The sequence below is a fragment of the Streptomyces sp. NPDC086777 genome (genome assembly GCF_040702065.1).
Taxonomy (GTDB): domain Bacteria; phylum Actinomycetota; class Actinomycetes; order Streptomycetales; family Streptomycetaceae; genus Streptomyces.
Map to the genome: position 1 here is coordinate 65,495 of NZ_JBFBJI010000010.1, position 23,574 is coordinate 89,068.

Consider the following 23,574-nt stretch of genomic DNA (forward strand, 5'->3'; position numbering starts at 1 on the left):
TTGTCATACGTAGCAGCCGCCCGACCCCCTTACTACGGAGACCGTGACTACCACCCGCCCGTCACCCGCCACCACCCTCAACGGAGGGCCCTACGGGCCCACACCCATGTCCGCTTCCTCCGCTTCCTCCTCCCACCACCTTTCGCCGGCCTTCCCGGGCCGGGCGCCCTGGGGTACCGCCAGCAAGCTGCGTGCCTGGCAGCAGGGGGCCATGGAGAAGTACGTCCAGGAGCAGCCGCGCGACTTCCTGGCCGTGGCCACGCCCGGCGCCGGCAAGACGACGTTCGCGCTGACGCTCGCCTCGTGGCTGCTGCACCACCACGTCGTGCAGCAGGTCACCGTCGTCGCCCCCACCGAGCACCTGAAGAAACAGTGGGCGGAGGCCGCGGCGAGGATAGGGATCAAGCTCGACCCCGAGTACAGCGCCGGACCGCTCAGCCGGGAGTACGACGGGGTCGCCGTGACGTACGCCGGTGTCGGTGTGCGGCCGATGCTGCACCGCAACCGGTCCGAGCAGCGCAAGACCCTCGTCATCCTCGACGAGATCCACCACGCCGGTGACTCCAAGTCCTGGGGCGAGGCCTGTCTGGAGGCGTTCGAGCCGGCGACCCGGCGGCTGGCCCTGACCGGTACGCCGTTCCGGTCGGACACCAACCCGATCCCCTTCGTGACGTACGAGGAGGGGCAGGACGGGATCCGGCGGTCCGCCGCCGACTACACCTACGGGTACGGCAACGCGCTCGCCGACCATGTGGTGCGGCCGGTCATCTTCCTCTCCTACAGCGGCAACATGCGCTGGCGGACGAAGGCCGGTGACGAGATCGCCGCCCGGCTCGGCGAGCCGATGACCAAGGACGCGGTCAGCCAGGCCTGGCGTACGGCGCTCGATCCGCGCGGTGAGTGGATGCCGGCCGTGCTGCGCGCCGCCGACCAGCGGCTGACCGAGGTGCGCAAGGGCATCCCCGACGCGGGCGCCCTCGTCATCGCCTCCGACCAGGACTCGGCCCGCGCCTACGCCAAGCTGATCCGCGAGATCACCGGGACGAAGGCGACCCTGGTCCTGTCCGACGACACCGGCGCGTCCAAGCGGATCGACGACTTCAGCGCGAGCGACGACCGGTGGATGGTCGCGGTGCGGATGGTGTCCGAGGGCGTCGACGTGCCCCGGCTGGCGGTGGGCGTCTACGCGACGACCATCTCCACTCCGCTCTTCTTCGCCCAGGCCGTCGGCCGTTTCGTGCGGTCCAGGCGGCGCGGCGAGACCGCCTCCGTCTTCCTGCCGACCGTCCCCGACCTCCTGACCTTCGCCAACGAGATGGAGGTCGAGCGCGACCACGCCCTCGACAAGCCGAAGAAGGACGGCGAGGAGGACCCGTACGCCGAGTCCGAGAAGGAGATGGAGGAGGCGAACAAGGAGCAGGACGAGGACACCGGTGAGCAGGAGCAGTTCGCCTTCGAGGCGCTGGAGTCCGAGGCCGTCTTCGACCGGGTGCTCTACGACGGCGCCGAGTTCGGCATGCAGGCCCACCCGGGGAGCGAGGAGGAGCAGGACTACCTCGGCATTCCCGGGCTCCTCGAACCCGACCAGGTGCAGTTGCTGCTGCAGAAGCGGCAGGCCCGGCAGATCGCGCACAGCCGCAAGAAGCCGGACACCGAGGCCGACCTGCTGGAACTGCCCGCGGAACGGCGGCCCGTCGTCTCCCACAAGGAGATGATGGAGCTGCGCAAGCAGCTGAACACGATGGTCAGCGCCTATGTGCATCAGAGCGGGAAGCCGCACGGGGTGATCCACACGGAGCTGCGCCGGGTGTGCGGGGGGCCGCCGAGTGCGGAGGCGACGGCGGGTCAGTTGCGGCAGCGGATCGCCAAGGTGCAGGAGTGGGCCACCCGGATGCGGTAGTTCGTCGGCCGCGGGTGGGTGGTGGCCGGTCGCGCGGTTCGCCGCGCCCCTCCGGGGCGCCGCCGGTGGACGCATACCGACACATACCGAAGTAGTCCGTACCGCTGTGTGACCGGATTCTGGACGGAGGCTTCCGCTCAGCGAACCCGCACCGCTACTGTCCCGCTACGCACACGCCCCGTGGCAGCGCCGCCGCGGAGCGCAGCCGTGAAGCGACTGGGCCCGGAGCCGCCGGGCCGCCATGCCGATCGGCGGCCTCTGAAGCGCGTCGCTGACGGGACTCGGCGACGCATCCGCCGCGTCGGAGGTTGCCGGCCTCACCACTTAAGGAGTGGGCGTCGTGACCGCGGAGACCTCTCAGACGCTCGACCGGGGCCTCAGGGTCCTCAAGCTGCTGGCCGACACGGACCACGGGCTGACCGTCACCGAGCTTTCCAACAAACTGGGCGTGAACCGGACTGTGGTGTACCGGTTGCTCGCCACGCTTGAGCAGCATGCGCTGGTACGGCGCGACCTGGGCGGGCGAGCCCGGGTCGGGCTGGGGGTGCTGCGTCTTGGCCGGCAGGTGCATCCGCTGGTACGGGAAGCGGCCCTGCCGGCGCTGCGATCGCTCGCCGAGGACATAGGGGCGACCGCGCACCTGACCCTGGTCGACGGGACCGAGGCGCTCGCCGTCGCGGTCGTCGAGCCGACCTGGACCGACTACCACGTGGCCTACCGGGCCGGGTTCCGGCACCCGCTGGACCGCGGCGCCGCCGGCAAGGCGATCCTGGCCGCCCGGCACTCGGCGCGCGACGACCCCGGGTACACGCTGACCCACGGTGAGCTGGAGGCCGGGGCCAGTGGGGCCGCGGCGCCGCTGATCGGGGTCACCGGCGTCGAGGGCAGCGTGGGGGTCGTGATGCTGGCCGACGCCGTGCCGGAACGGGTCGGCGCGCGCGTCATGGACGCGGCACGCGAGGTCGCGGAGGCGCTGCGGTAGGGCGCGGGCCGGTGGGGGCTGGGGCGGGATCGCTTACCGGCGCCGGCAGGGTGCCTCTCCCGGCCTTCGGCCGGGGGGACCCCCAGCGCCCACCCGTGCCGCCCTGCGGCACGCCTGCCCGCAGCTGAGCAGCAGCCGCCGCGGATTTGCAGGCCGCGGCCGGGCAGTGCCCCGCAAGGGGCGCTGGGGGCATCCCCGGCCGAAGGCTGGGGGTGGAGCTGCGCGATCAGCCCCCACCGGCCCGCACGATCAGCCCCCACCGGCCCGCGGTCGCACACCCGCGCGCGCCGCGAGCCGCTCACGCGCTGACCGGGCGGCGGCCGGGCGGTGGCCGGAACAGGTCGCCACGTTAGATTGACTCCGTGCTCTCACGTCTCACGCGTCTCCAGGCCGTCGCCGTCTGCGCGGTTCCCGTCGTGGCTCTGATCGGTACGGCGGTCTTCGCGCCGTTGCCGTTCTCGGTGGCCCAGCCCGGGATGACGGCGAACGTGCTCGGCGCCAACCGGGGCACTCCGGTGATCACCGTCTCCGGGGCGCCCACCCGCACCACCAGCGGGCAGTTGCGGATGACGACGATCGAGGCGACCGGGCCGGACGCGCGGGTCTCGCTCGGCGACGTGATCGGCAACTGGTTCCGGACGGACCGGGCCGTGATGCCGCGCGACTCGGTCTACCCGAGCGGCAACAACGTCCAGGAGATCGAGCAGCACAACACCGAGCAGATGGAGCAGTCGCAGGACGCCGCGGCCCAGGCCGCGCTGAAGTACCTCGACCTGAGCGCGGGCAAGGTCAGGGTGACCCTGAAGCTTGCGGATGTGGGCGGGCCGAGCGCCGGGTTGCTGTTCTCCCTCGGGATCATCGACAAGCTGGACGGGAACGGCAGCGGGGGCGACCTCACCGGGGGCAGGAACATCGCCGGCACCGGGACCATCAGCGCGGACGGCGCGGTGGGGGCCGTGGGCGGGGTCGCCCTGAAGACGCAGGCCGCGCGGCGGGACGGGGCGACGGTGTTCCTCGTGCCGAAGGACGAGTGCGCCGACGCGAAGGCGGAGCTGCCGAAGGGGCTGCGGTTGGTGCCGGTGACGACGCTGAAGGGGGCCGTGTCCGACCTGGTCGCGTTGGAGAAGGGGGAGAAGGTCCCCAGCTGCTGAGCCCTGCGTCCTCAGGAGCCCTCGCTGTCCGCCGCAGCCTGTTCCACCAGGGGGATGATCCGCAGCGGTACGGGGTTCTCCATGACGATCGCCGTGGAGGCCCGCACGATGCCCTCGAAACCGACGACCCGGTCGATCACCCGCTGGAGATCGGCGTTGGAGCGGGCCACCAGCCGGCACTGCATGTCGCCGGTGCCGGTGGTGGTGTGGAGTTCCAGCACCTCCGGCACGGTCGCCAGGTGCGCTCGTACGTCCGCGCCCTGGCCCTGCCGGATCTGCAGGGTGGCGAACGCGGTGACCGGGTAGCCGAGGGCCGCGGGGTCCACCTGCGGGCCGAACCCCTGGATCACGCCGGTCGACTGCAGCCGGTCCAGGCGCGCCTGCACGGTCCCGCGTGCCACGCCCAGCCTCCGGGACATCTCCAGGACCCCGATGCGCGGCTCCTGGGCCAGCAGCACCAGGATCCGCCCGTCCAGATGATCGATCGCCATGACCCGCCTCCACATGGTCACCCTGTACAGAAAGTCCGCCGATACGGCCGTACTGCTGAGCATATTGCCCAGTAGAAACGCCATCTATTGCGCACCTTGCGGGGCGGGTTCACCCTTCGGACATGACGCAGACCACACAGCACACTCCCGCCACGACCGCCCGGCAGAATGACCCCTTCCCGGTCAAGGGAATGGACGCCGTCGTCTTCGCCGTGGGCAACGCCAAGCAGGCGGCCCACTACTACTCCACCGCCTTCGGCATGCGGCTGGTCGCGTACTCCGGCCCGGAGACCGGCAGCCGCGAGACCGCGAGCTACGTCCTGGAGAACGGCTCGGCCCGGTTCGTCCTCACCTCCGTCATCAGGCCGGACACCGAGTGGGGCCACTTCCTCTCCCGCCACGTGGCCGAGCACGGCGACGGGGTCGTCGACCTCGCCATCGAGGTCCCTGACGCCCGCGCCGCGTACGCCTACGCGGTGGAGCACGGCGCGCGGTCGGTGGCCGAGCCGTACGAACTCAAGGACGAGCACGGCACCGTCGTCCTCGCCGCGATCGCCACGTACGGCGAGACCCGCCACACCCTCGTCGAGCGGACCGGGTACGACGGCCCGTACCTGCCGGGCTTCGCCGTCGCGTCCCCGATCGTCGAACCCCCCGCCCGCCGCACCTTCCAGGCCGTCGACCACTGCGTCGGCAACGTCGAACTCGGCCGGATGAACGAATGGGTCGGCTTCTACAACAAGGTCATGGGCTTCACGAACATGAAGGAGTTCGTGGGCGACGACATCGCCACCGAGTACAGCGCGCTGATGTCGAAGGTGGTCGCCGACGGCACCCTCAAGGTCAAGTTCCCGATCAACGAACCGGCGATCGCGAAGAAGAAGTCGCAGATCGACGAGTACCTGGAGTTCTACGGCGGGGCGGGCGTCCAGCACATCGCGCTCAACACCAACGACATCGTCGAGACGGTACGGACCATGCGCGCGGCCGGCGTCGAGTTCCTGGACACCCCCGGCTCGTACTACGACACCCTCGGCGAGTGGGTCGGCGACACCCGCGTCCCGATCGACACCCTGCGCGAGCTGAAGATCCTCGCCGACCGCGACGAGGACGGCTACCTCCTGCAGATCTTCACCAAGCCGGTCCAGGACCGCCCGACCGTCTTCTTCGAGATCATCGAACGCCACGGCTCCATGGGCTTCGGCAAGGGCAACTTCAAGGCCCTCTTCGAAGCCATCGAACGCGAACAGGACCGCCGCGGCAACCTGTGACCTCGTCGCCGTCGGGCTACTGGGGCAGTTCCTCGTTCGGGGGCTGGTTGCCGAGAGCCGTGAGGGCGGCGTGGGCGGCCGGGGTCTGCAGGGGGGAGAAGTAGGGATTGGTGCGGAGGGCGTCCTGGAGGTGGCGGCGGGCCGGTGCCTCCAGGTCCAGGTCGCGCTCGACCATGCCCCGGTGGAAGGCGTACAGCGCGCTGCGCACCCCGCCGCCCTTCGTCGAGTCGGTCGCGATCGAGGCGTAGCGCAGCGCCTCCTTGTCGTCGCCGGCCCGGTGCAGGGCCCAGCCGAGGGCGTCCGCGACCTCGATGCCGGGCTGGCGCTCCCACTCCGCCGTCAGCCGCTCCACCGCCTCCTGGACGTCCCCGTGGTCCGCCTCGTACTGCCCGATCACCAGGTCGTCGTCGACCCCGGCCTCCAGCTCCCGCCGTACCTGGGTCCGCATCAGCTCGTACTGCGCCTCCGCCTGCTGCCCCATCCCCAGCGACTCGTACAACTCGCCGAACTCCAGGGCGACCTGCGGAGTCGGCCGGTGCGCGAGCGCCCCCTGGTAGGCGGTCAGCGCATCCTGCGTACGGCCCAGCGCGGCGAGCGCCCGCCCCTGCCCGGCCCGCGCCGCCGACTGCTCGGGGTCCAGGCGCACGGCGGCGGTGAAGTGCCGCAGCGCGTCCTCCCGGTCGCCCCGCTCCCAGGCCAGCTGCCCGGCCTGGCACAGGTACGCGGCCTGCTCGGCGGGCGTCCGGGCGGCCGCCGCCGCGTCGGTCACCTGGGCCCCCGCGTCCTCGCGCCAGCCCCGGTCCCGGTAGACCGCGGAGGCCCGCGCCATCACCGCCGGCTTCACGTCGGCCCCCACCTTCAGCGCCATCAGCTTGTCCAGCGCGGACCGGGCCGCCTTGTAGTCGCCGAGCCCGTTGTACACGTCGATCAGCACCGGGTACGCCGACCACCGCTTCGGCGCCGCCTTCAGCGCCTCCTCGCCGTACCGCCTGGCCCCCGGGAAGTCCCGGCGCGCGACGGCCAGCTCCGTCAGCCCGTTCAGCGCCGCGGTGTTGTTCCGGGCGGCCACCTTGAGGGAGGTCTGCAGCGCGCGCTCGGCCCGCGGATAGTCGGCGGCGTCGGCGGTCCGGCGCGCCCGCTCCACGTACGCGGTCCCGAGCACCGCCCAGGCCGGCGCGTCCTTCGGCCGCGCCCGGACCAGCGCCTCGCGGGCGCCGATCAGCGCGGTCAGGTCCGGCAGCGCGGCGGGCAGGCCGTTCAGGACGGCCGTCTGCGCCGCCGCGGCGGCCGCCGCCCGGGCGGCGGCCTGGGCGCGCGGCCCGGCGGCCGGGGCCGGAGCGGCGCGGTGCGGCTCGCGCGGCCACAGCATCAGCGTGCCGCCGGCCGCCACGCCGGCCACCAGCGCGACGACCAGCAGCCGGCGCAGCACCCGGCCGCGGCGGCGCGGTGGCGCCGGTTCCGGGAGCAGCGAGGTGGCAGGTGGGGAGGGGCGGTTGTCCAGCGCGCACATGACGGACACTGTGCGTCACTACGACCACTGCATCCGGGCGGCCCAAGGAGGGCACCTGTGGGGTTCACACCGATGGCCCCGGGTGCGACGCTGTGATCATGAGCCGTATCGAAGCGCCTCGGGACGAGGCCACCAGCAACCTCACCGACCGGCTCCTCGCGGGTCTGCCGGCCGACGCGGTCCTCGTCGACCCCGACGTGACCGCCTCCTACGCCAACGACATGGCGAGCTTCTGCCCGGCCGGCACCCCGGCCGTCGTCGTGCTGCCGCGCACGGTCGAGCAGGTCCAGCACGTCATGCGCGTCGCCACCGAACTGCGCGTCCCGGTCGTCCCGCAGGGCGCCCGCACCGGCCTGTCCGGCGGCGCCAACGCCACCGACGGCTGCATCGCGCTGTCCCTGACCCGGATGAACCGCGTCCTGGAGATCTCGCCGGTGGACCGCATCGCGGTCGTCGAGCCCGGCGTCGTCAACGCCACCCTCTCCCGCGCGGTCGAGGAGCACGGCCTCTCCTACCCGCCGGACCCCTCCAGCTGGGAGATGTGCACCATCGGCGGCAACATCGGGACGGCGTCGGGCGGCCTGTGCTGCGTGAAGTACGGGGTCACGGCCGAGTACGTGCTCGGTCTGGACGTCGTCCTCGCCGACGGGCGGCTGATGTCCACCGGCCGCCGTACGGCGAAGGGCGTCGCGGGGTACGACCTCACCCGCCTCTTCGTCGGCTCCGAGGGCTCGCTCGGCATCGTCGTACGGGCCGTGCTGGCGCTGAAGCCCAAGCCGCCGCAGCAGCTGGTGCTGGCCGCCGAGTTCGGCTCCGCGGCCTCGGCCTGCGAGGCGGTGTGCCGGATCATGGAGGGCGGCCATGTGCCGTCCCTGCTCGAACTGATGGACCGTACGACCGTCAAGGCGGTCAACGAACTCACCCACATGGGTCTGCCGGAGTCCACCGAGGCGCTGCTGCTCGCCGCCTTCGACACCCCGGACCCGGCCGCCGACCTCGACGCCGTCGGCAAGCTCTGCGAGGCCGCGGGCGCCACCCAGGTGGTCCCGGCCGACGACGCCGCCGAGTCCGAACTCCTCCTGCAGGCCCGCCGTTCCTCGCTCGTCGCCCTGGAGGCCGTCAAGGGCACGTCGATGATCGACGACGTGTGCGTGCCCCGCTCCCGGCTCGGCGACATGATCGAGGGCGTCGAGCGCATCGCGGCGAAGCACCGGCTGACCATCGGGGTCGTCGCGCACGCCGGCGACGGCAACACCCACCCCACGGTCTGCTTCGACGCGCAGGACGACGACGAGTGCCGCCGCGCCCGCGAGTCCTTCGACGAGATCATGGGCCTCGGCCTGCAGCTCGGCGGCACCATCACCGGCGAACACGGCGTCGGCGTCCTGAAGAAGGAGTGGCTGGCCCGGGAGATCGGGCCGGTGGGCGTGGAGATGCAGCGGGCCGTGAAGCACGTCTTCGACCCGCTGGGCATCCTCAACCCCGGCAAGCTGTTCTGATCCGTACCACTTCCGTACGCGTCCCGTACGGCTCCCGCGCGACTCCCGCCCGGTGGGGCCCTCACCGGGCGAGCAGCTGGTCGAGCGCCGCGTCGATGCCGAGCTGCCCGCCCTCGCTCCCCGGGGGCACCACCCGCAGCGTCCGCTCCAGCCAGGCGGACACCTGGGGGACCGGTGCTTCGAGCAGCGCGTCACCGTCGGGTGAACTCAGTGCCATCAGCACCACGCTGCGGCCCTCCACCTTCGTCGGCCACACCCTTACGTCCCCCTGCCCGCAGGGCCGGAACACCCCCTCCACGAGCAGGTCGCGGGCGAAGGTCCAGTTGACGGGCTGCTCGGAGTTGACGTGGAAGCTGACGTGGACGGCGTACGGGTCGTCGGAGCGGTAGCGCAGCCGGGCCGGGACCGGGATGCTCCGCTCCGGGGACAGGACGAGCCGCAGCTCCAGATCGCGCTCCACCACGGTGTGCTGCATGACGTCGGGTTCCTCTCTCGGACTGTCGTACGGGCGCCTTCGGGTGGGCCCGTACGAGTGGAGAGGGGCGGGGGCCGCGGGCATTACGCGGGTTCCGGGAAATTTTTCCCCGGCGCGGTGAAGGGGGTGCACAGGGCTGCCCGGAAAGGGGCGGGTCCTGCGGGACTGGCGGTGGCGGGCACCCGGGTCTGATAGATGTGGAGCCTCCCACATGACCCCCGAGCAGATACGGGATGACGGACATGACCGCCCCAACCCCGGCACCCGGTGACGAACGGCCCCGCGAGGGCTACTACCCGGACCCGTCCATCCCCGGCTACGTCCGTTACTGGAACGGGGCCGCGTGGGTGCCGGGCACCAGCCGCCCGGCCCCGTCCGACGGCGAGCCGCTCGTCCCGCCGCCGGGTTCGCACCCCGCGGCTCCCGCGGGCCCGGCGGCGGTCGAGGAGACCGGCCCGCACTTCTTCGACGAGGACCCGCGGCCGGGCGGCGCCTCCGCCTGGACGGCGCAGGGCAGCGCCTGGGGCAGCGACCCCCGGGCGGCGGGCTCCCCGGCCCAGCCGGACGGCCGGTCGTCCCGTACCGACGGCACGGCCTCGATCCCGCCCGCGGACCAGGGGGACCAGGCGGACCAGGGGGACCTCGACTCGGGTGGCACGTTCATCTTCCGCAGGCCGACGGTCGGACCGGCGGGCACCCCGCCGGCCGCCCGGCCGCCCATGGACGACGGCACGCTGACCTTCCGGCCGGTCCGGGGCGAGGCCCCGCCGAACCCGGGGGCCGGTGCGGCCGGGCTCGGCGCCCAGGGACCGGTCGGCGCCTCGGGTTCCGGTGCCTCCGGTCCCGCACGCCCCGGCTTCGGCGCCGGAAAGGCGGCCGCGGCCCGCGCCGCCGCGGCCCAGGCCCCCTCCGGCCAGGCCCCCTCCGCCCAGCCCCCGGCAGCCGCCGCGGCCCCACAGCCCCGGCCCGCCGCGCCCCAGGCGGCCGCCCCCGCCGTCCCCCCGCAGCAGTCCGTCGCCCCCATGGCCTCCGGCGCCGGCGGCGGGCAGTCCTCCTGGGCCCAGCAGGTCCACCAACTCGCCGGTGACCCGCAGGTCGCCCCCTGGAAGCCGCCGGTGGAGGACCTCTTCCAGGCGGCCGCCCGACGGCAGGCGGCGGCCCGGCCGGCCGGTCTAGGCAAGCGGTTCGCCGCCCGGCTCGTCGACACCCTGGTCGTCGGCGTGGTGACCGCGGCCGCCGCCGTACCGTTCGGGACCAAGGCCGCCGACCACGTGCAGGACAAGATCGACGTGGCCAAGCTGTCCGGCCGCACCGAGACGGTCTGGCTGCTGGACGGCACGACCGGTCTGTACCTCGGCATCGTGCTCGCGGTCCTGCTCGTCGCCGGCGTCCTCTACGAGGTGCTGCCCACCGCCCGCTGGGGCCGCACGCTCGGCAAGAAGCTGTTCGGCCTGGAGGTACGGGACATCGAGGGCCACGAGCCCCCCACCTTCGGCGCCGCGCTGCGCCGCTGGCTGGTGTACACCGTGCCCGGACTGCTCGGCATCGGGATCGTCGGCGTCGCCTGGTGCCTGTTCGACCGTCCCTGGCACCAGTGCTGGCACGACAAGGCGGCGCACACCTTCGTCGCCGGCTGAGCGCGTCGGGGACGGCGCCGGGACGGGGCGTCGTTCGTCTGCGCTGCCCCCCGGTCTCTTCGGGGCGGCCGTCCCCCGTACGGCTGCTCGCCGGGTGCGGGTCCGGGCGGTTCGGGGTGCACTCGGGCCATGAGCACCGAACCGCCCCCGCCCCCGGGCTCAGGAGAGCCGCCGGAGAACGATCCGTTCAGGAAGCAGCCCCCGCCGCCCTCCTACGGCGGCGGCCCCCACGGCGCGGGTGGCGGCCCCTATGACACGGGCGGCGGCCCCTATGACACGGGCGGCGGCGGCCCGTACGGGGGTGGCGGTGGCCCCTACGGAGGCGGCGGTGGCTCCGGTGGCTACCCCGCCGACCCGCTCGCCGGGATGCCGCCCCTCGCCGACAGCGGCAAGCGCACCCTCGCGCGGATCATCGACATGATCCTGGTGGGCATCGTGGTCGTCCTGCTCACCCTGGCGTTCGGGGTGAGCGAGTACCAGATGGACGGGGACAGGATCTCGGCCGGCCGGTCCGCGGCCCAGTCGCTCGTGGCCGCCGTCCTGTTCGTCGCCTACGACACCCTGCTGATCGCCAGGTCGGGGCAGACCCTCGGCATGAAGTGGCTCCGCATGCGGGTCGCCAACCTGTCCGACGGCGCCACGCCCTCCACCCAGACCTCGCTGCTGCGGGCCCTCGTGCTGTGGGTGCCGTTCGCCTTCTGCTGCGCCTGCATCTGGACGGTGATCTGCGGCGGCTGGAGTTTCTTCGACAAGCCGTACAAACAGGGGCTGCACGACAAGGCGGCGAAGACGGTCGTGGTCAGTACGGGCACGTAGCACCGGGGCCGCCCCAGGGGGCGCACAAGCAGTCGGCGGGTCCGTCAGTCTCACGGACCCGCCGACTTCACTGGTGTGCGTGCGTCAGGGTGCGGTGGGTTCCCGCACGGGCTCGGCCGTGGCGGCGGCCACGGTCTCCCGGTGCACGGGGACCCGCACCTCGGGCGGTGCGGTCGGGGCGGACAGGGACGATGCGACCGTGCGCGGCGGGGGGAGCGGGACCGTCATGGCCACCAGCAGTCCCAGACCGAGCGCCGCGAGCGCGATGACCGCGATCCCGATGCCCGAACTCGTCTGTGACAGCAGCAGCATGGCGAGCGTCGAGCAGATCACGGTGGCCGAACCGTAGACGAGCTGTGCCGGGGTCGGACGAGGCATGGCAATCGTGTCCTCGGAAGATTTGGGGGTGAGACGGGGAACCGGCCTTGGTTTCCACCGGCTTCCGGACGTTCCACCGTTCGACTCTATTCGCGTGCATGCCCGAGAGGAACGTCCGGTAAGCGTGACCTAACCCACGGTACCGGTGCACAGGGGGCGCACGGTCGCATGGCATACGGCAACCGGAGGCATATGCGCGCCGGTTGGGCGGGGCGGTTCGGGGGTAGCGCCGTGCCCGGCGTCCGTAAAGCGAACTTCTGCTCCGCATAGTGCAGTTGAACGGTCCGAGTCAAGGTCTGTCTTTTCTCGTAAACCAGTAGTCAAATGTCGTCACTTGAATCGACGCGTTGAACGTGCGCGCACGGACCCCCAACCATCACCCGGTCCTTCCTGCCGTGCGCGCGGCGCGGGGGAGGAACTCAAGTGACCAGCAGACCCTGGACGTTCAGAGCACTCGCCGTCGGCGTGACGCTCGCGACCGCATCCGTAGGTTTCACCACCTTCGCGGTCGCGCAGTCCGCGGCCCCGGCGGCGACCGCCGGCACCGTCGACCGGCACGACCCGTCGACGAAGCAGGAGGAGCACGACCTCGACGGCCCCCTGAGCAAGACCCAGGAGGCCCAGCGCCAGGAGGCGCTCGACCAGGTCATATCCGGCAAGGCCCAGGTCAAGGACCGCGACGGTTCGAAGGTCGTCCAGCTCAAGGGCAAGAAGGGCGACAGCAAGTACGTCGAGCTCGGCCGTGAGAAGACGGACAAGATCTTCACGATCCTGGTGGAGTTCGGTGACCAGACGGACCCCCGGTACAACGGCACGGCGGGCCCGCTGCACAACCAGATAGCCCAGCCCGACCGCACCAAGGACAACTCCACGGCGTGGCAGGCGGACTACAACCAGGCCCACTTCCAGGACCTCTACTTCGGCACCGGCAAGACCACCGAGTCGCTGAAGAAGTACTACGAGAAGCAGTCCTCGGGCCGCTACTCGGTCGACGGTGAGGTCACGGACTGGGTCAAGGTCCCCTACAACGAGGCCCGTTACGGCAACAACGCCTGCGGCTCGACCACCTGCTCCAGCGTCTGGAACCTGGTGCGCGACGGCCTGAACGCCTGGGTCGCCGACCAGAAGGCGGCCGGTGAGTCCGACGCCGCGATCAAGGCCGACCTCGCCCAGTACGACCAGTGGGACCGCTACGACTACGACGGCGACGGCAACTTCAACGAGCCCGACGGCTACGTCGACCACTTCCAGATCGTGCACGCCGGCGAGGACGAGTCCGCGGGCGGCGGTGCCCAGGGCACCGACGCGATCTGGGCGCACCGCTGGTACGCCTTCGGCACCGACGCCGGCGCCACCGGCCCGGCCGACAACAAGCTCGGCGGCACCCAGGTCGGCGACACCGGCATCTGGGTCGGCGACTACACCATGCAGCCGGAGAACGGCGGCCTCGGCGTCTACGCCCACGAGTACGGCCACGACCTCGGCCTGCCGGACGAGTACGACACCGACGGCGGCGAGAACTCCACCGGTTTCTGGACCCTGATGTCCTCCGGCTCCTGGCTGGGCACCGGCAAGGAGGCCATCGGCGACCTGCCGGGCGACATGAACGCCTGGGACAAGCTCCAGCTGGGCTGGCTCAACTACGACGTGGCCAAGGCCGGTACGAAGTCCCGCCACAAGCTGGGCGTCGCCGAGTTCAATACGAAGAACAAGCAGGCCCTGGTGGTCTCGCTGCCCGACAAGGCGGTCACGACGACGGTCGTCACCCCCGCCCAGGGCTCGTCCCAGTGGTGGAGCGGCAGCGGCAACGACCTGAAGAACACGCTGACCCGCGACGTCGACCTCACCGGCAAGTCGTCCGCGACGCTCTCGCTGGACGGCTGGTACCAGATCGAGGCCAACTACGACTACCTCTACACCGAGGTCTCCACCGACGGCGGCGCCAACTGGACCGCCCTGGACGGCACGGTCAACGGCACGGCCATCCCGCGCGACGGCAGCGACAAGCCGGCGCTCACCGGCTCGATCTCCTCGTACGCCAAGCTGTCGTACCCGCTGGACGCCTACGCGGGCCAGAAGATCCAGCTGCGCTTCCGCTACCAGACCGACGGCGGAGTGGCGTTGAACGGCTTCGCGGCCGACGAGATCACGGTGACCGCGGACGGTGCGGCCCTCTTCTCCGACAACGCCGAGGCGGCGGACCCCGCGTGGACCGCGTCCGGCTTCTCGCGGATCGGCGCGTCCTTCACCAAGGACTACGCGCAGTACTACATCGCGGAGAACCGCCAGTACGTGTCGTACGACAAGACCCTCGAGGTCGGCCCGTACAACTTCGGCTTCTCGACGACCCGTCCGGACTGGGTGGAGCACTACCCGTACCAAAACGGCCTGTTGATCTGGAAGTGGGACACGTCCCAGGCGGACAACAACACGCACGAGGGCGACGGCGGTCACCCGGGCACCGGTCTGATCCTCCCGGTCGACTCCCACCCGGCGCCGCTGAAGTGGTCGGACGGCACGCTGATGCGCAACCGCATCCAGGCCTACGACTCGCCGTTCAGCCTCTACTCGACCGACGGCATCACGCTGCACAAGGCGGACGTCGCGACGAGGATCAAGGGGTCGCGCGGGGTGTCGGTCTTCGACGACCATGCCAACACGTACTACGACTCGTCGAACCCGACCGCCGGTGTCAAGATCACTGACACCAACACCAAGATCAAGATCGTCAAGGAGGCGCGAGACGGCTCCACGATCTCGCTCCAGGTCGGTCCCGCGGTGAAGTAGTTCTTATTTACGCAGGTCAGACGCGTATCGGCGGCAACCCCTTGGCGGGTCGCCGCCGATCGTGTTTAGGTGCGTCCTGTGGCTTTCTTATTGACATCTACTCGTACGGGGGAATGACCGCATGGCCGCAGGAGGGTTCTGCAAGCTGCCGAACGGCAGCGTGGTGGTGGCGCTGAACCTGCCCAGCCCCACCCCCGCCGGGGGCGCCTCCGGGGTGCGGGTGCTGGTCCTCGCCCAGAACCGCGCCCGCGCCCTGACCAGGCTCCGCAACCTGGGCATGCGGGCCGTCTACCTGCAGGGCAACGCCGCCCCGCCGACCCCGGACGAGGTCACGGCCGTCCTTCATCATCCCGACGGCCTCCTGTGGCGAACGGCCCCCGCCAACGGCGTCACGGTGACGGAGCTGTGGCATCCGATCAGGGCCTTGCTGCGCCGGCCGGCCGCACAGGCCTGACTCCCCCTCCCTTCGGGTATAGAGCGACCCAAGGGTGGCCCAAGAAATTCCCAACGAGTACCGAACGTTTCGGGTCCCTCCAGCGTCTAAGTGGCGATGGTGTCGTCGGGGAGAGGGTTTGGGGGGACCGTGTCGACGGAGGACGAGGACCTGCTCAGTCCTGCACAGGTGCGCCGGGTGACGGCGGTCCTGGCGCTGGGCGGCGTGCCGCGCGAGGACCGCGCCGACGGGGTCCAGCAGGTGCGGCTCCGGCTGATCGAGCGGCTGGCGCGTGGTGCGGAGGCTCCCCGGGACCTGGGCGCCTGGGCGGTCGTGGTCGCCTCCCACCATGCGGTGGACTGGCACCGCAGCCGCAACCGGCAGGAGCTGGTCAGCGAGCGGTTGCGAACCATGGGCGATTGGCGCCGGACCGTGCCGGGCCCGGAGACGGAACTGCTCACCCTGGCCGTCGCCGAGGTCCTGGACGCGCTGCCGGCGCTCCAGCGGCAGGCGCTGGTTCTGCGGTACTACGCCGACCTGACCGTGCCGCAGATGGCCGAGGTCCTGGCGATACCGGTCGGCACGGTCAAGAGCCGCCTGCATGCGGCCGGCCGGGCGATGAAGGCACGTCTGGAGAGCGATGCGGCGGTGGAGGCGTGATGAACGACGGTGCGTGGGGCGACGAGGACACCGGTGACCTGGTGGCGGACCGCCTGAAGTTCATCGGCGCACTCCTGGCGGAGGACACGGCGAACGGGGCCGACCTGGCGATCGTGGAGGAGACGGCGGGCGCCGTGCGAGCGGGAGAGGCCGAGGGCGGGTCGGAGTCTGTGCGGGGCAAGGAGGCCGGGGGCGTGGCGGAGGCGCCGGGCGCGAGGTGGGTCGAGGGGGCGGTGAAGGGTGAGGTGCCCGGGGTGATGACCGACGGGTCGTCCCCGGTGGAGGGGGAGCGGGCCCCGGCGCGGAGGCGTCGGCACCGGAAGGTGCTCGCGGGGAGCCTCGGCCTTGCGGCGGCGGTGGCGGCCGCGGCGGTCCTCACCGCGGTCTGGGCGCCCTGGTCCGCGGACTCGGACTCGGACGCGAAGCCCGACCAGTCGGGCCTCGTGGCCTGCGCGAAGCTCATCGTCGAGGGCACGGTGGCCGGCACCGACTCCGCCGGGGGCGGCAAGGTCGCCGTCCGGCTGGACGTCGAGCGGTACGTGAAGCCCGGCAAGGGGCCCGGCGAGGTCAGGTTCGAGGTGCCGCGCGAGGACGCCACCGCCTACCGCACCGGCGCCCGTGTCCTGGTGGGTGTCTCGCGGTTCGACGACGAGGTGCCGTTGCTTTTCACCGGCAGTGAGATCGCCCCCGCCGAGGAATGGATGGCTGCGGAAGCCGGCCGGCCGGATGCGCCCGCCTGCCCGGGACGTTCCTGACGTTTCTCACCGGTTCTACTCCCCGTCGACCTCCCTTTCCCACCCTCCCTTGCTTTCCTCTTTCATTGCTTCTTCCTTGCCTGTGTTTTGCCTGTTAGGCTGGCCAAGATCGCGGGGGAACTTGTGTTCTCCCCTGAGTCTTTGGGGGGCTTGGCAAGTGAAAATAGGCTCTTTCGTGCGCGCGGCCGCCGTCGCGGCGGCTGCCGGTGCCATGGCCGGAATAATCGCCACGTCTTCGGGATCGGCGCAAGGCGCGCCGACGCACCGGGACCCGCGTCCGGAACGCATTGTGCACGGTCGCGAGGATTTCGATTTCACCACCGTCAACGCCCTGGTGGGCACTTCTCCGGTGATCATCCGGGGCACGGTGCAGAGCGTCGCCCCGGGCCGGACGGTCGGCTCCGCCGAGGAGGGCGGCACCGATCAGGCGCGCAACGTGACGCTCCGGGTCAATGCCGTCATGAAGAGCGGCGGGGCCACCATCCCCGACACGCTCACGCTGGAGGAGTGGGGCTGGGACGGCTCCGGCAATGGCTACCAGATGGAGAACCTGACCTGGAGCCAGGTGGGCGAAACCGGCTACTACTTCCTGAAGAGGGACGCCATCACCCTGAACTGGCGCTATGCCAGCACCCAGGGCCGGGTGCTGAACAAGGACGGGATCGTCAGGTCCTCGGCCGACCCCGAGGGTCCGCTGTTCCCCCTCATCGACGGACGGACCAACACCGACTTCTACGCCGAGCTCAAGCGCCTGCTCGACCCGGCCAACGCGAACCAGCTCACGGTCCTGCCGCAGCCCGTGCCGGCCAACGGCGAGCAGCAGAACGACGTTCCCGACAGCGGCCCCACGGAGCCGGTGCCGGACGGCTCGACGAACGACGGCTCCGAACCGACCCCGTACCCGTCGTCCACCTGAGCCCGGCCGGCTTCCCGAAGGAAGAGGAGAACATCGTGCAGACCTCCCGCAGGTTCATGACCGTGCTCGCGGCATCCGCGGCCCTGGTGCTGAGTGCGCCGTTCACCGCGTTCGCCGGTCACGACGACAACGGCACCGACCCCGACAACCGCAACCAGGCCGTCAAGGGCTTCGACCTGACGGCCAACGGCACGAAGGCGATGAACCACGGCAAGAGCGAGCTGGAACGCAGCGTCATCACCACGTCCTGGGGCGGCGGTGACATCGAGGTCTACGACAAGGACTACGGCGACAACGGCTGGCACGGACGGACCGACTGCACCGACTGGAACGTGTTGTGGACGTCCTGCGACATCATCCGGGTGCGGCTCAACACCTACCAGTACAAGTCCGCCAACCAGTGGCGCAGCCTCGGCTGCCATGAATTCGGGCACACCGCCGACCTCGGTCACCGTAGCAAAAGCAATGACACGGACAACAATTCCTGCATGCGATCGGAGATCTGGCCCCAGTACTACGACCAGCACGACCTGAACGCGATCAAGGCGGGCACGTGATGGCGAAATTCTGGACGATTTCCGGGGTGACGGTGGCCGCCATCGCGGCTTTTCTCGCCGTGTTCGTGCTGCGCTCGGAGAAAAGCGGCCCCGATGTCTCGGAATTCCGGAGTTCCCAGAAGCGTCCGGAGTTCTGCAAGGAGGCCGAGCCGCTCGACTTCTCGCGTTCCACGCAATTGTCGGCGCACCGTCGGGCCCATGTCGTCGAGGACCTCCGGAAGCTGGCCCCCGACGACATCGCGGCGGAGTTCGACCGGCTGATCGCGTGGTACGAGCATCCGGACGAGGCGGAGCGGGACAGATCCCGGCAGGCCAGCGTCCGGGTCGGCGAGTTCATCGAGCGCAGCTGCGACGAGATCAACCTCGGCGGCATCCGAGGCTGACCCGGTACCGCACCGGTGCACTCCTGGGAAGCCCGTTCGAGACTCCCGCAGTGAAGGGACTCAGACGACGGGCTTCCCGGTCAGCTCCACGCCTGCCTTGCGGAGGTCTTCCAGGGCGCGTTCCGTCGTCGCCTCGGCGACGCCTGCCGTGAGGTCGAGGAGGACCTGCGTGCGGAACCCCTCCTTCGCGGCGTCGAGGGCGGTAGCCCGCACACAGTGGTCGGTGGCGATCCCGACCACGTCGACCTCGTCGATCCTGCGGGCCCGCAGCCACTCCGCCAGCTTGACCCCGTTCTCGTCGACGCCCTCGAACCCGCTGTAGGCCGCGGAGTACGCCCCCTTGCTGAACACGGCGTCCACCGCCCCCGAGGCGACCGCGGGCGCGAAGTTCGGATGGAAGCCCACGCCCTCCGTGCCGGCGACGCAGTGCGCCGGCCAGCTGTGCACGTAGTCGGGGTTGTCGGCGAAGTGGCCGCCCGGCGCGATGTGGTGGTCGCGGGTCGCCACCACGTGGCGGTAGCCGGCCGGTGCCTGCCCGATCAGCTCCGTGATCGCGGCGGCCACATCGGCACCCCCTGACACCGCGAGGCTGCCCCCCTCGCAGAAGTCGTTCTGCACATCGACGACGATCAAGGCGCGGCGCATGGTAGGTGTCCTTCGCTTTCGATGGCGGGTCCGTCGACGGGGGAGACGCGGAGGGAAGGGGTGCGGGCCCGGCCTGAACCTCCGAGCGTAGAGACTTACGGGGGCGTAGGGGAGGGGGCCTGGCAGGGCGCGTACGCGGGCACCCGCTCTAGCTACCCGAGCGCCCCCGTACGTACTCCGTCGGAATGACCGGTTCCCCGCGCGACAGCTGGGTCGCGGAGAGCGGCAGGTTCGCCATCGCCTCCTGGTGCCGGGTGCGGGCCGCGTCCAGGGGCTCGCGGGCGACGACCTCGCCGGACTTCACCAGTTCGACCAGGAGCTGCCGGTCGACCAGGTCCGCCGGAACCTCCCCGGTGCCGACCACCTCGGCCTCCGCCACCCCGTCGGCGTCCAGCCGCCGCGCCGCCCACTTGCGCCCGCCCACGGACGTCTTGCCGCCGGTCGACTTCTTCGCCACCGGCACCAGCGGCTCCTGCGGATCGGCGGACTCGGCGCGGGCGACCAGCTTGTAGACCATGGAGCAGGTGGGGTGCCCGGAACCGGTGACCAGCTGGGTGCCGACCCCGTACGCGTCCACGGGCGCGGCGGCGAGCGAGGCGATGGCGTACTCGTCGAGGTCCGAGGTCACGGTGATCCTGGTGCGCGTCGCGCCCAGCTCGTCCAGCTGGTGGCGCACCCGGTGGGCGACCAGCAGCAGGTCGCCGGAGTCGATGCGGACGGCGCCCAGCTCGGGCCCGGCCACCTCCACGGCCGTACGGACCGCCTCGGCGACGTCGTAGGTGTCGACCAGCAGGGTGGTGCCCCGGCCCAGCGAGTCGACCTGGGCCCGGAAGGCGTCCCGCTCGTGGTCGTGGAGCAGGGTGAAGGCGTGGGCGCTCGTCCCCACCGTCGGGATGCCGTAGCGGAAGCCGGCGGCCAGGTCGGAGGTGGTGGTGAAGCCGCCGACGTAGGCGGCGCGGGAGGCGGCGACGGCGGCCAGCTCGTGGGTGCGGCGGGCGCCCATCTCGATCAGCGGGCGGTCCCCGGCGGCCGAGGACATCCGGGAGGCGGCGGCCGCGATCGCGGAGTCGTGGTTCAGGATGGAGAGGATCACGGTCTCCAGGAGCACGCACTCGGCGAACGAGCCCTCGACCCGCATGATCGGCGAGCCCGGGAAGTAGACCTCGCCCTCGGGGTAGCCCCAGATGTCGCCGCTGAACCGGTAGCCGGCGAGCCACTCCAGGGTCGGCCCGTCGACGATGTTCCGCTCCGCCAGGAAGTCGAGGACGTCCGTGTCGAAACGGAAGTTCTCGACCGCGTCCAGGACACGCCCGGTGCCCGCCACGACGCCGTAGCGGCGCCCCTCCGGCAGCCGCCGGGTGAAGACCTCGAAGACGCTGCGCCGCTCGGCGGTACCCGCCTTCAGGGCGGCCTGCAGCATCGTCAGCTCGTACTGGTCCGTGAAGAGCGCCGTCGACGGGACGTCCACCGGCAGCCCAAGGTCCGCAGTGTTCATGGCGACAGATGCTACACCCCTTCGCGTCAGTGTGACGATTTGTGGGGCCCGTGGCAGCATGGGCCTTGTGACGTCACCCGCTCCCGTAGAGATCGAACGCACCGAGTCGGCGGAGGAGACCTTCGCCGTCCCCGAGCCCGACGTCCCGTGGATCACGCTCGTGCACAACGATCCCGTCAACCTCATGAGCTACGTGACGTATGTCTTCCAGACGTACTTCGGCTATCCCAAGGACAAGGCCACCAAGCTCATGCTCGACGTCCACCACAAGGGCCGGGCGGTCGTCTCCAGCGGCACCCGCGAGGAGATGGAACGCGACGTGCAGGCGATGCACGGCTACGGCCTGTGGGCCACCCTCCAGCAGGACCGGAAGTAGTCACCCACCCGACCGGCCCCGATCAGCTCCGGAAGCAGCGAATCCCCTCCATGCCAGGAATCTTCGAACCGCTCCCCGGCGGCGGCGCGGCCGTCGCCCTCGACGACGTCGAGATCTCCATCATCCGGTCGCTGGCCGTCCAGCTCCTGGAGCTCATCGGCCCCGGCCCGGCCGAGGACGCCCCCGACGACCCGCTCGCCGAGCTGTTCGCCGAGGGTCCGAGCGAGGCGCCCGCCGACCCGGTGCTGCGCCGGCTCTTCCCGGACGCCTACGGGGACCCTGAGCGGGTCCCGCAGTCCCCGCGGGAGGCCGAGGAGCAGCAGGCGCACTCCGCCGAGTTCCGCCGCTACACCGAGAACGACCTCAGGGCCGGCAAGCGGGAGAACGCCCTCGCGGTGATCCGCTGCCTCGACGCCCTCGCTCCGGGCGAGAAGGGCGACGCGCTCCTCAAGCTGGCGCCAGGGGAGTCCCGGCAGTGGCTCGGCGCCCTCACCGACCTGCGCCTCGCGATCGGCTGCCGCCTCGACATCACCGACGAGGACGACACCGACCTCCTCTACCGGCTGCCGGACGAGGACCCGCGCAAGCCGATGGTGATGGCGTACCTGTGGCTCGGCGGCCTCCAGGAGACCCTGGTCGCGACCCTTATGCCGTAGTCCGTCCCGATTGCTCCACGGCTTCGCGTTCGCTCAGGGGACGCTCAAATCCGGATAACGATCCCGTCACCGTTGCGGCCGGTTAAGGCCGTTTCGGTCGCGTTTTGTCCACTTCTTCCAGTGGTGTGCGCCACAATCCCTCTCGACGGAACCCGGTGATCAGCGTTGCGGCCGTGATAGATCTTCACGACCGCCCGGCGAACACCACCCACGTGTACGCCGGGTGCGCCACCGAACCGGCACCACCGGTCAGGCACCGCTCCAGCAATCCGGGGGGGATCGAAACCCGATCCGAGGCCGACGAGAGGCCCGGGTCGGCATGGAGAAAGGCGCACACCACACATGACCTCCGCTCAGGTCGACACGTCGGGGAATGCCGCGCATTCCACCGAAGGCTCCGAAGAGGGGTACGAGCGCGGGCTCGGCAGCCGCCAGGTCCAGATGATCGCCATCGGCGGCGCCATCGGCGTCGGGCTCTTCCTGGGCGCCGGGGCGAACATCGCCAAGGCGGGCCCCAGCCTCATCCTGATGTACGCCCTCGCCGGCGGCATCATCTTCTTCATCATGCGGGCCCTCGGCGAACTCCTGCTCTACCGCCCGGTCTCCGGCTCCTTCGCCGAGTACTCCCGGGAGTTCCTCGGCCCGTTCTTCGGCTACTTCACCGGCTGGACCTACTGGCTGATGTGGGTCGTCACCGGCATGGCCGAGCTGACGGCCGCCGCGATCTACGTGAACTACTGGTTCCCACAGGTCCCGCAGTGGGTGACGGCCCTGGTCTTCCTGGTGGTCCTCTTCGGGGTCAACCTGATCTCCGTGAAGGTCTTCGGAGAGCTGGAGTTCTGGTTCTCCATGGTCAAGGTCACCGCCCTGATCGGCATGATCGTGATCGGCCTCGGCGTCCTCACCTTCGGCTTCAGCTCCGCCGGTGACACCGCGTCGGTCGCGAACCTCTACCAGTTCGACGGCTTCTTCCCCAAGGGCGTCGGCTCCTCCCTGATGACCCTTCAGGGTGTCATGTTCGCCTACCTCGCGGTCGAGCTGGTCGGCGTCACCGCCGGCGAGTCCGAGAACCCGGAGAAGACCCTCCCCAAGGCGATCAACACCCTCCCCTGGCGCATCGCCCTCTTCTACGTCGGCGCGCTCACCGTCATCCTCTGCGTCGTGAAGTGGACGGAGTTCGCCCCGGGCGTCTCCCCGTTCGTGGCCGCCTTCGCGAAGATCGGCATCCCGGCCGGCGCCGGCATCGTCAACTTCGTCGTCCTCACCGCCGCGCTGTCCTCCTGCAACTCCGGGATGTACTCGACGGGCCGGATGCTGCGGAACCTGGCCGACAGCGGCGAGGCCCCGGCCGCGTTCCGCAAGCTGTCCGCGTCGAGGACCCCGGCGTTCGGCATCACCGTCTCGGTCCTCTTCATGGGCATCGGCGTGGTCCTCAACTACGTCGTGCCGGAGAAGGCGTTCGGCTACGTCACCTCCGTCGCCACCGCGGCCGGCATCTGGACCTGGCTGATGATCCTGATCAGCCACGTCCTCTACCGCCGAGCGGTCGACGCGGGCCGCCTGCCGGCCTCCGCCTTCCCGGCCCCCGGCGGCGCGAAGTGCAGCTGGATCGCCATCGCCTTCCTCCTCTTCGTCACCTGCCTGATCGCGTACGACGGCGACTCCCGCGTCTGCCTGTACGTGATGGCCGGCTGGGCCGCCGCGCTCGGCGTCGGCTGGCTGGTGCTGAAGAGCCGCAACCCCGAGGTCGCCGAGCGCCGCGAGCCGGCACCGCTGGAGAAGGTGAACTGACCCAAGACCA

Annotated in this window: 23 protein-coding genes; 17 read left to right on the forward strand and 6 right to left on the reverse strand. The window is 71.0% G+C overall.

Annotation, left to right across the window (positions count from 1 at the left end; genetic code table 11):
- The first annotated feature begins 106 nt into the window (after positions 1-106).
- The 3 genes from AB0472_RS16315 to AB0472_RS16325 all read left to right on the forward strand — a co-directional run bounded on the left by AB0472_RS16315 (position 107) and on the right by AB0472_RS16325 (position 4,033).
- Positions 107-1,900, forward strand: a complete 1,794-nt coding sequence (locus tag AB0472_RS16315) for a DEAD/DEAH box helicase (RefSeq protein ID WP_366357075.1) — start codon at positions 107-109, stop codon at positions 1,898-1,900.
- Between the two features lie 340 nt (positions 1,901-2,240).
- On the forward strand, positions 2,241-2,882 hold the full coding sequence (locus AB0472_RS16320) for a helix-turn-helix domain-containing protein (RefSeq protein WP_351958203.1): 642 nt from the start codon (positions 2,241-2,243) through the stop codon (positions 2,880-2,882).
- A 362-nt stretch (positions 2,883-3,244) separates the two neighbouring features.
- Positions 3,245-4,033 (forward strand): S16 family serine protease, encoded by a 789-nt coding sequence (locus AB0472_RS16325; protein ID WP_366357077.1) that lies wholly within the window; start codon positions 3,245-3,247, stop codon positions 4,031-4,033.
- 11 nt (positions 4,034-4,044) lie between these two features.
- Here the strand turns inward: AB0472_RS16325 and AB0472_RS16330 are convergent, their stop codons facing one another.
- Positions 4,045-4,524 carry an Lrp/AsnC family transcriptional regulator gene (locus AB0472_RS16330; protein WP_366357079.1) on the reverse strand — a complete coding sequence of 160 codons (480 nt, stop codon included), beginning with the start codon at positions 4,522-4,524 and terminating at the stop codon, positions 4,045-4,047.
- 122 nt (positions 4,525-4,646) lie between these two features.
- On the opposite strand from AB0472_RS16330, the gene hppD reads away from it, so the two are divergent.
- Positions 4,647-5,795, forward strand: a complete 1,149-nt coding sequence (hppD, locus tag AB0472_RS16335; protein ID WP_366357080.1) for a 4-hydroxyphenylpyruvate dioxygenase — start codon at positions 4,647-4,649, stop codon at positions 5,793-5,795.
- 16 nt (positions 5,796-5,811) lie between these two features.
- Here hppD and AB0472_RS16340 read toward each other — a convergent pair whose 3' ends face one another.
- Positions 5,812-7,305 carry a tetratricopeptide repeat protein gene (locus AB0472_RS16340; RefSeq protein WP_366357082.1) on the reverse strand — a complete coding sequence of 498 codons (1,494 nt, stop codon included), beginning with the start codon at positions 7,303-7,305 and terminating at the stop codon, positions 5,812-5,814.
- 92 nt (positions 7,306-7,397) lie between these two features.
- Between AB0472_RS16340 and AB0472_RS16345 the strand changes: the two genes are divergently transcribed.
- A complete protein-coding gene (locus AB0472_RS16345; RefSeq protein ID WP_366357084.1) occupies positions 7,398-8,804 on the forward strand; it encodes an FAD-linked oxidase C-terminal domain-containing protein in 1,407 nt (468 codons plus the stop codon).
- A 61-nt stretch (positions 8,805-8,865) separates the two neighbouring features.
- On the opposite strand, the gene AB0472_RS16350 is transcribed toward AB0472_RS16345, so the two are convergent.
- On the reverse strand, positions 8,866-9,279 hold the full coding sequence (locus AB0472_RS16350; protein WP_366357086.1) for an SsgA family sporulation/cell division regulator: 414 nt from the start codon (positions 9,277-9,279) through the stop codon (positions 8,866-8,868).
- Positions 9,280-9,521: 242 nt separating this feature from the next.
- On the opposite strand from AB0472_RS16350, the gene AB0472_RS16355 reads away from it, so the two are divergent.
- Entirely contained in the window at positions 9,522-10,916 is a 1,395-nt protein-coding gene (locus AB0472_RS16355) for an RDD family protein (RefSeq protein WP_366357088.1), read from the forward strand.
- 129 nt (positions 10,917-11,045) lie between these two features.
- The gene (locus AB0472_RS16360) at positions 11,046-11,732 is read left to right on the forward strand and encodes an RDD family protein (protein ID WP_366357090.1); all 687 of its coding nucleotides are present in this window, start codon (positions 11,046-11,048) and stop codon (positions 11,730-11,732) included.
- Between the two features lie 84 nt (positions 11,733-11,816).
- Here AB0472_RS16360 and AB0472_RS16365 read toward each other — a convergent pair whose 3' ends face one another.
- Positions 11,817-12,110, reverse strand: a complete 294-nt coding sequence (locus tag AB0472_RS16365; protein ID WP_366357092.1) for a hypothetical protein — start codon at positions 12,108-12,110, stop codon at positions 11,817-11,819.
- Positions 12,111-12,533: 423 nt separating this feature from the next.
- On the opposite strand from AB0472_RS16365, the gene AB0472_RS16370 reads away from it, so the two are divergent.
- The 7 genes from AB0472_RS16370 (at position 12,534) to AB0472_RS16400 (ending at position 18,601) form a co-directional block, all read left to right on the forward strand.
- On the forward strand, positions 12,534-14,897 hold the full coding sequence (locus tag AB0472_RS16370) for an immune inhibitor A domain-containing protein (RefSeq protein ID WP_366357094.1): 2,364 nt from the start codon (positions 12,534-12,536) through the stop codon (positions 14,895-14,897).
- A gap of 121 nt (positions 14,898-15,018) precedes the next feature.
- Positions 15,019-15,351, forward strand: a complete 333-nt coding sequence (locus AB0472_RS16375; RefSeq protein WP_366357096.1) for a hypothetical protein — start codon at positions 15,019-15,021, stop codon at positions 15,349-15,351.
- A gap of 96 nt (positions 15,352-15,447) precedes the next feature.
- Positions 15,448-15,990 (forward strand): sigma-70 family RNA polymerase sigma factor, encoded by a 543-nt coding sequence (locus AB0472_RS16380; RefSeq protein ID WP_366357280.1) that lies wholly within the window; start codon positions 15,448-15,450, stop codon positions 15,988-15,990.
- Positions 15,990-16,745, forward strand: a complete 756-nt coding sequence (locus AB0472_RS16385) for a hypothetical protein (RefSeq protein WP_366357097.1) — start codon at positions 15,990-15,992, stop codon at positions 16,743-16,745. Before AB0472_RS16380 ends, AB0472_RS16385 begins: the two co-directional genes overlap by 1 nt.
- 175 nt (positions 16,746-16,920) lie before the next feature.
- Positions 16,921-17,661 (forward strand): hypothetical protein, encoded by a 741-nt coding sequence (locus AB0472_RS16390; protein ID WP_366357099.1) that lies wholly within the window; start codon positions 16,921-16,923, stop codon positions 17,659-17,661.
- Positions 17,662-17,696: 35 nt separating this feature from the next.
- Positions 17,697-18,218, forward strand: coding sequence for a hypothetical protein (locus tag AB0472_RS16395; RefSeq protein ID WP_366357101.1), 522 nt, complete (start codon positions 17,697-17,699; stop codon positions 18,216-18,218).
- The gene (locus AB0472_RS16400) at positions 18,218-18,601 is read left to right on the forward strand and encodes a hypothetical protein (RefSeq protein ID WP_366357103.1); all 384 of its coding nucleotides are present in this window, start codon (positions 18,218-18,220) and stop codon (positions 18,599-18,601) included. The genes AB0472_RS16395 and AB0472_RS16400 overlap by 1 nt, the downstream gene beginning before the upstream one ends.
- Before the next feature lie 60 nt (positions 18,602-18,661).
- Here the strand turns inward: AB0472_RS16400 and AB0472_RS16405 are convergent, their stop codons facing one another.
- Positions 18,662-19,246: a nicotinamidase gene (locus AB0472_RS16405; protein ID WP_366357105.1), complete on the reverse strand. Its 585-nt coding sequence runs from the start codon at positions 19,244-19,246 to the stop codon at positions 18,662-18,664.
- A gap of 148 nt (positions 19,247-19,394) precedes the next feature.
- The gene (locus AB0472_RS16410) at positions 19,395-20,741 is read right to left on the reverse strand and encodes a nicotinate phosphoribosyltransferase (RefSeq protein WP_366357107.1); all 1,347 of its coding nucleotides are present in this window, start codon (positions 20,739-20,741) and stop codon (positions 19,395-19,397) included.
- A 58-nt stretch (positions 20,742-20,799) separates the two neighbouring features.
- Here AB0472_RS16410 and clpS point away from each other — a divergent pair, with 58 nt between their 5' ends.
- The 3 genes from clpS (at position 20,800) to AB0472_RS16425 (ending at position 23,564) form a co-directional block, all read left to right on the forward strand.
- Positions 20,800-21,117, forward strand: coding sequence for an ATP-dependent Clp protease adapter ClpS (gene clpS, locus AB0472_RS16415; RefSeq protein ID WP_351958189.1), 318 nt, complete (start codon positions 20,800-20,802; stop codon positions 21,115-21,117).
- Positions 21,118-21,167: 50 nt separating this feature from the next.
- Positions 21,168-21,773 (forward strand): DUF2017 domain-containing protein, encoded by a 606-nt coding sequence (locus AB0472_RS16420; protein ID WP_366357109.1) that lies wholly within the window; start codon positions 21,168-21,170, stop codon positions 21,771-21,773.
- Between the two features lie 342 nt (positions 21,774-22,115).
- Positions 22,116-23,564, forward strand: coding sequence for an amino acid permease (locus AB0472_RS16425; RefSeq protein WP_366357111.1), 1,449 nt, complete (start codon positions 22,116-22,118; stop codon positions 23,562-23,564).
- The last annotated feature ends 10 nt before the right edge of the window (positions 23,565-23,574 follow it).

Coding starts and splice junctions, on each gene's coding strand:
- AB0472_RS16360 (WP_366357090.1), top strand. CDS start 11,046: ATGAGCACCGAACCGCCCCCGCCCCCGGGCTCAGGAGAGCCGCCGGAG.
- AB0472_RS16375 (WP_366357096.1), top strand. CDS start 15,019: ATGGCCGCAGGAGGGTTCTGCAAGCTGCCGAACGGCAGCGTGGTGGTG.
- AB0472_RS16355 (WP_366357088.1), top strand. CDS start 9,522: ATGACCGCCCCAACCCCGGCACCCGGTGACGAACGGCCCCGCGAGGGC.
- AB0472_RS16340 (WP_366357082.1), bottom strand. CDS start 7,305: ATGTGCGCGCTGGACAACCGCCCCTCCCCACCTGCCACCTCGCTGCTC.
- AB0472_RS16425 (WP_366357111.1), top strand. CDS start 22,116: ATGACCTCCGCTCAGGTCGACACGTCGGGGAATGCCGCGCATTCCACC.
- AB0472_RS16350 (WP_366357086.1), bottom strand. CDS start 9,279: ATGCAGCACACCGTGGTGGAGCGCGATCTGGAGCTGCGGCTCGTCCTG.
- clpS (WP_351958189.1), top strand. CDS start 20,800: ATGGGCCTTGTGACGTCACCCGCTCCCGTAGAGATCGAACGCACCGAG.
- AB0472_RS16420 (WP_366357109.1), top strand. CDS start 21,168: ATGCCAGGAATCTTCGAACCGCTCCCCGGCGGCGGCGCGGCCGTCGCC.
- AB0472_RS16330 (WP_366357079.1), bottom strand. CDS start 4,524: ATGGCGATCGATCATCTGGACGGGCGGATCCTGGTGCTGCTGGCCCAG.
- AB0472_RS16380 (WP_366357280.1), top strand. CDS start 15,448: ATGGTGTCGTCGGGGAGAGGGTTTGGGGGGACCGTGTCGACGGAGGAC.
- hppD (WP_366357080.1), top strand. CDS start 4,647: ATGACGCAGACCACACAGCACACTCCCGCCACGACCGCCCGGCAGAAT.
- AB0472_RS16385 (WP_366357097.1), top strand. CDS start 15,990: ATGAACGACGGTGCGTGGGGCGACGAGGACACCGGTGACCTGGTGGCG.
- AB0472_RS16315 (WP_366357075.1), top strand. CDS start 107: ATGTCCGCTTCCTCCGCTTCCTCCTCCCACCACCTTTCGCCGGCCTTC.
- AB0472_RS16365 (WP_366357092.1), bottom strand. CDS start 12,110: ATGCCTCGTCCGACCCCGGCACAGCTCGTCTACGGTTCGGCCACCGTG.
- AB0472_RS16405 (WP_366357105.1), bottom strand. CDS start 19,246: ATGCGCCGCGCCTTGATCGTCGTCGATGTGCAGAACGACTTCTGCGAG.
- AB0472_RS16400 (WP_366357103.1), top strand. CDS start 18,218: ATGGCGAAATTCTGGACGATTTCCGGGGTGACGGTGGCCGCCATCGCG.
- AB0472_RS16410 (WP_366357107.1), bottom strand. CDS start 20,741: ATGAACACTGCGGACCTTGGGCTGCCGGTGGACGTCCCGTCGACGGCG.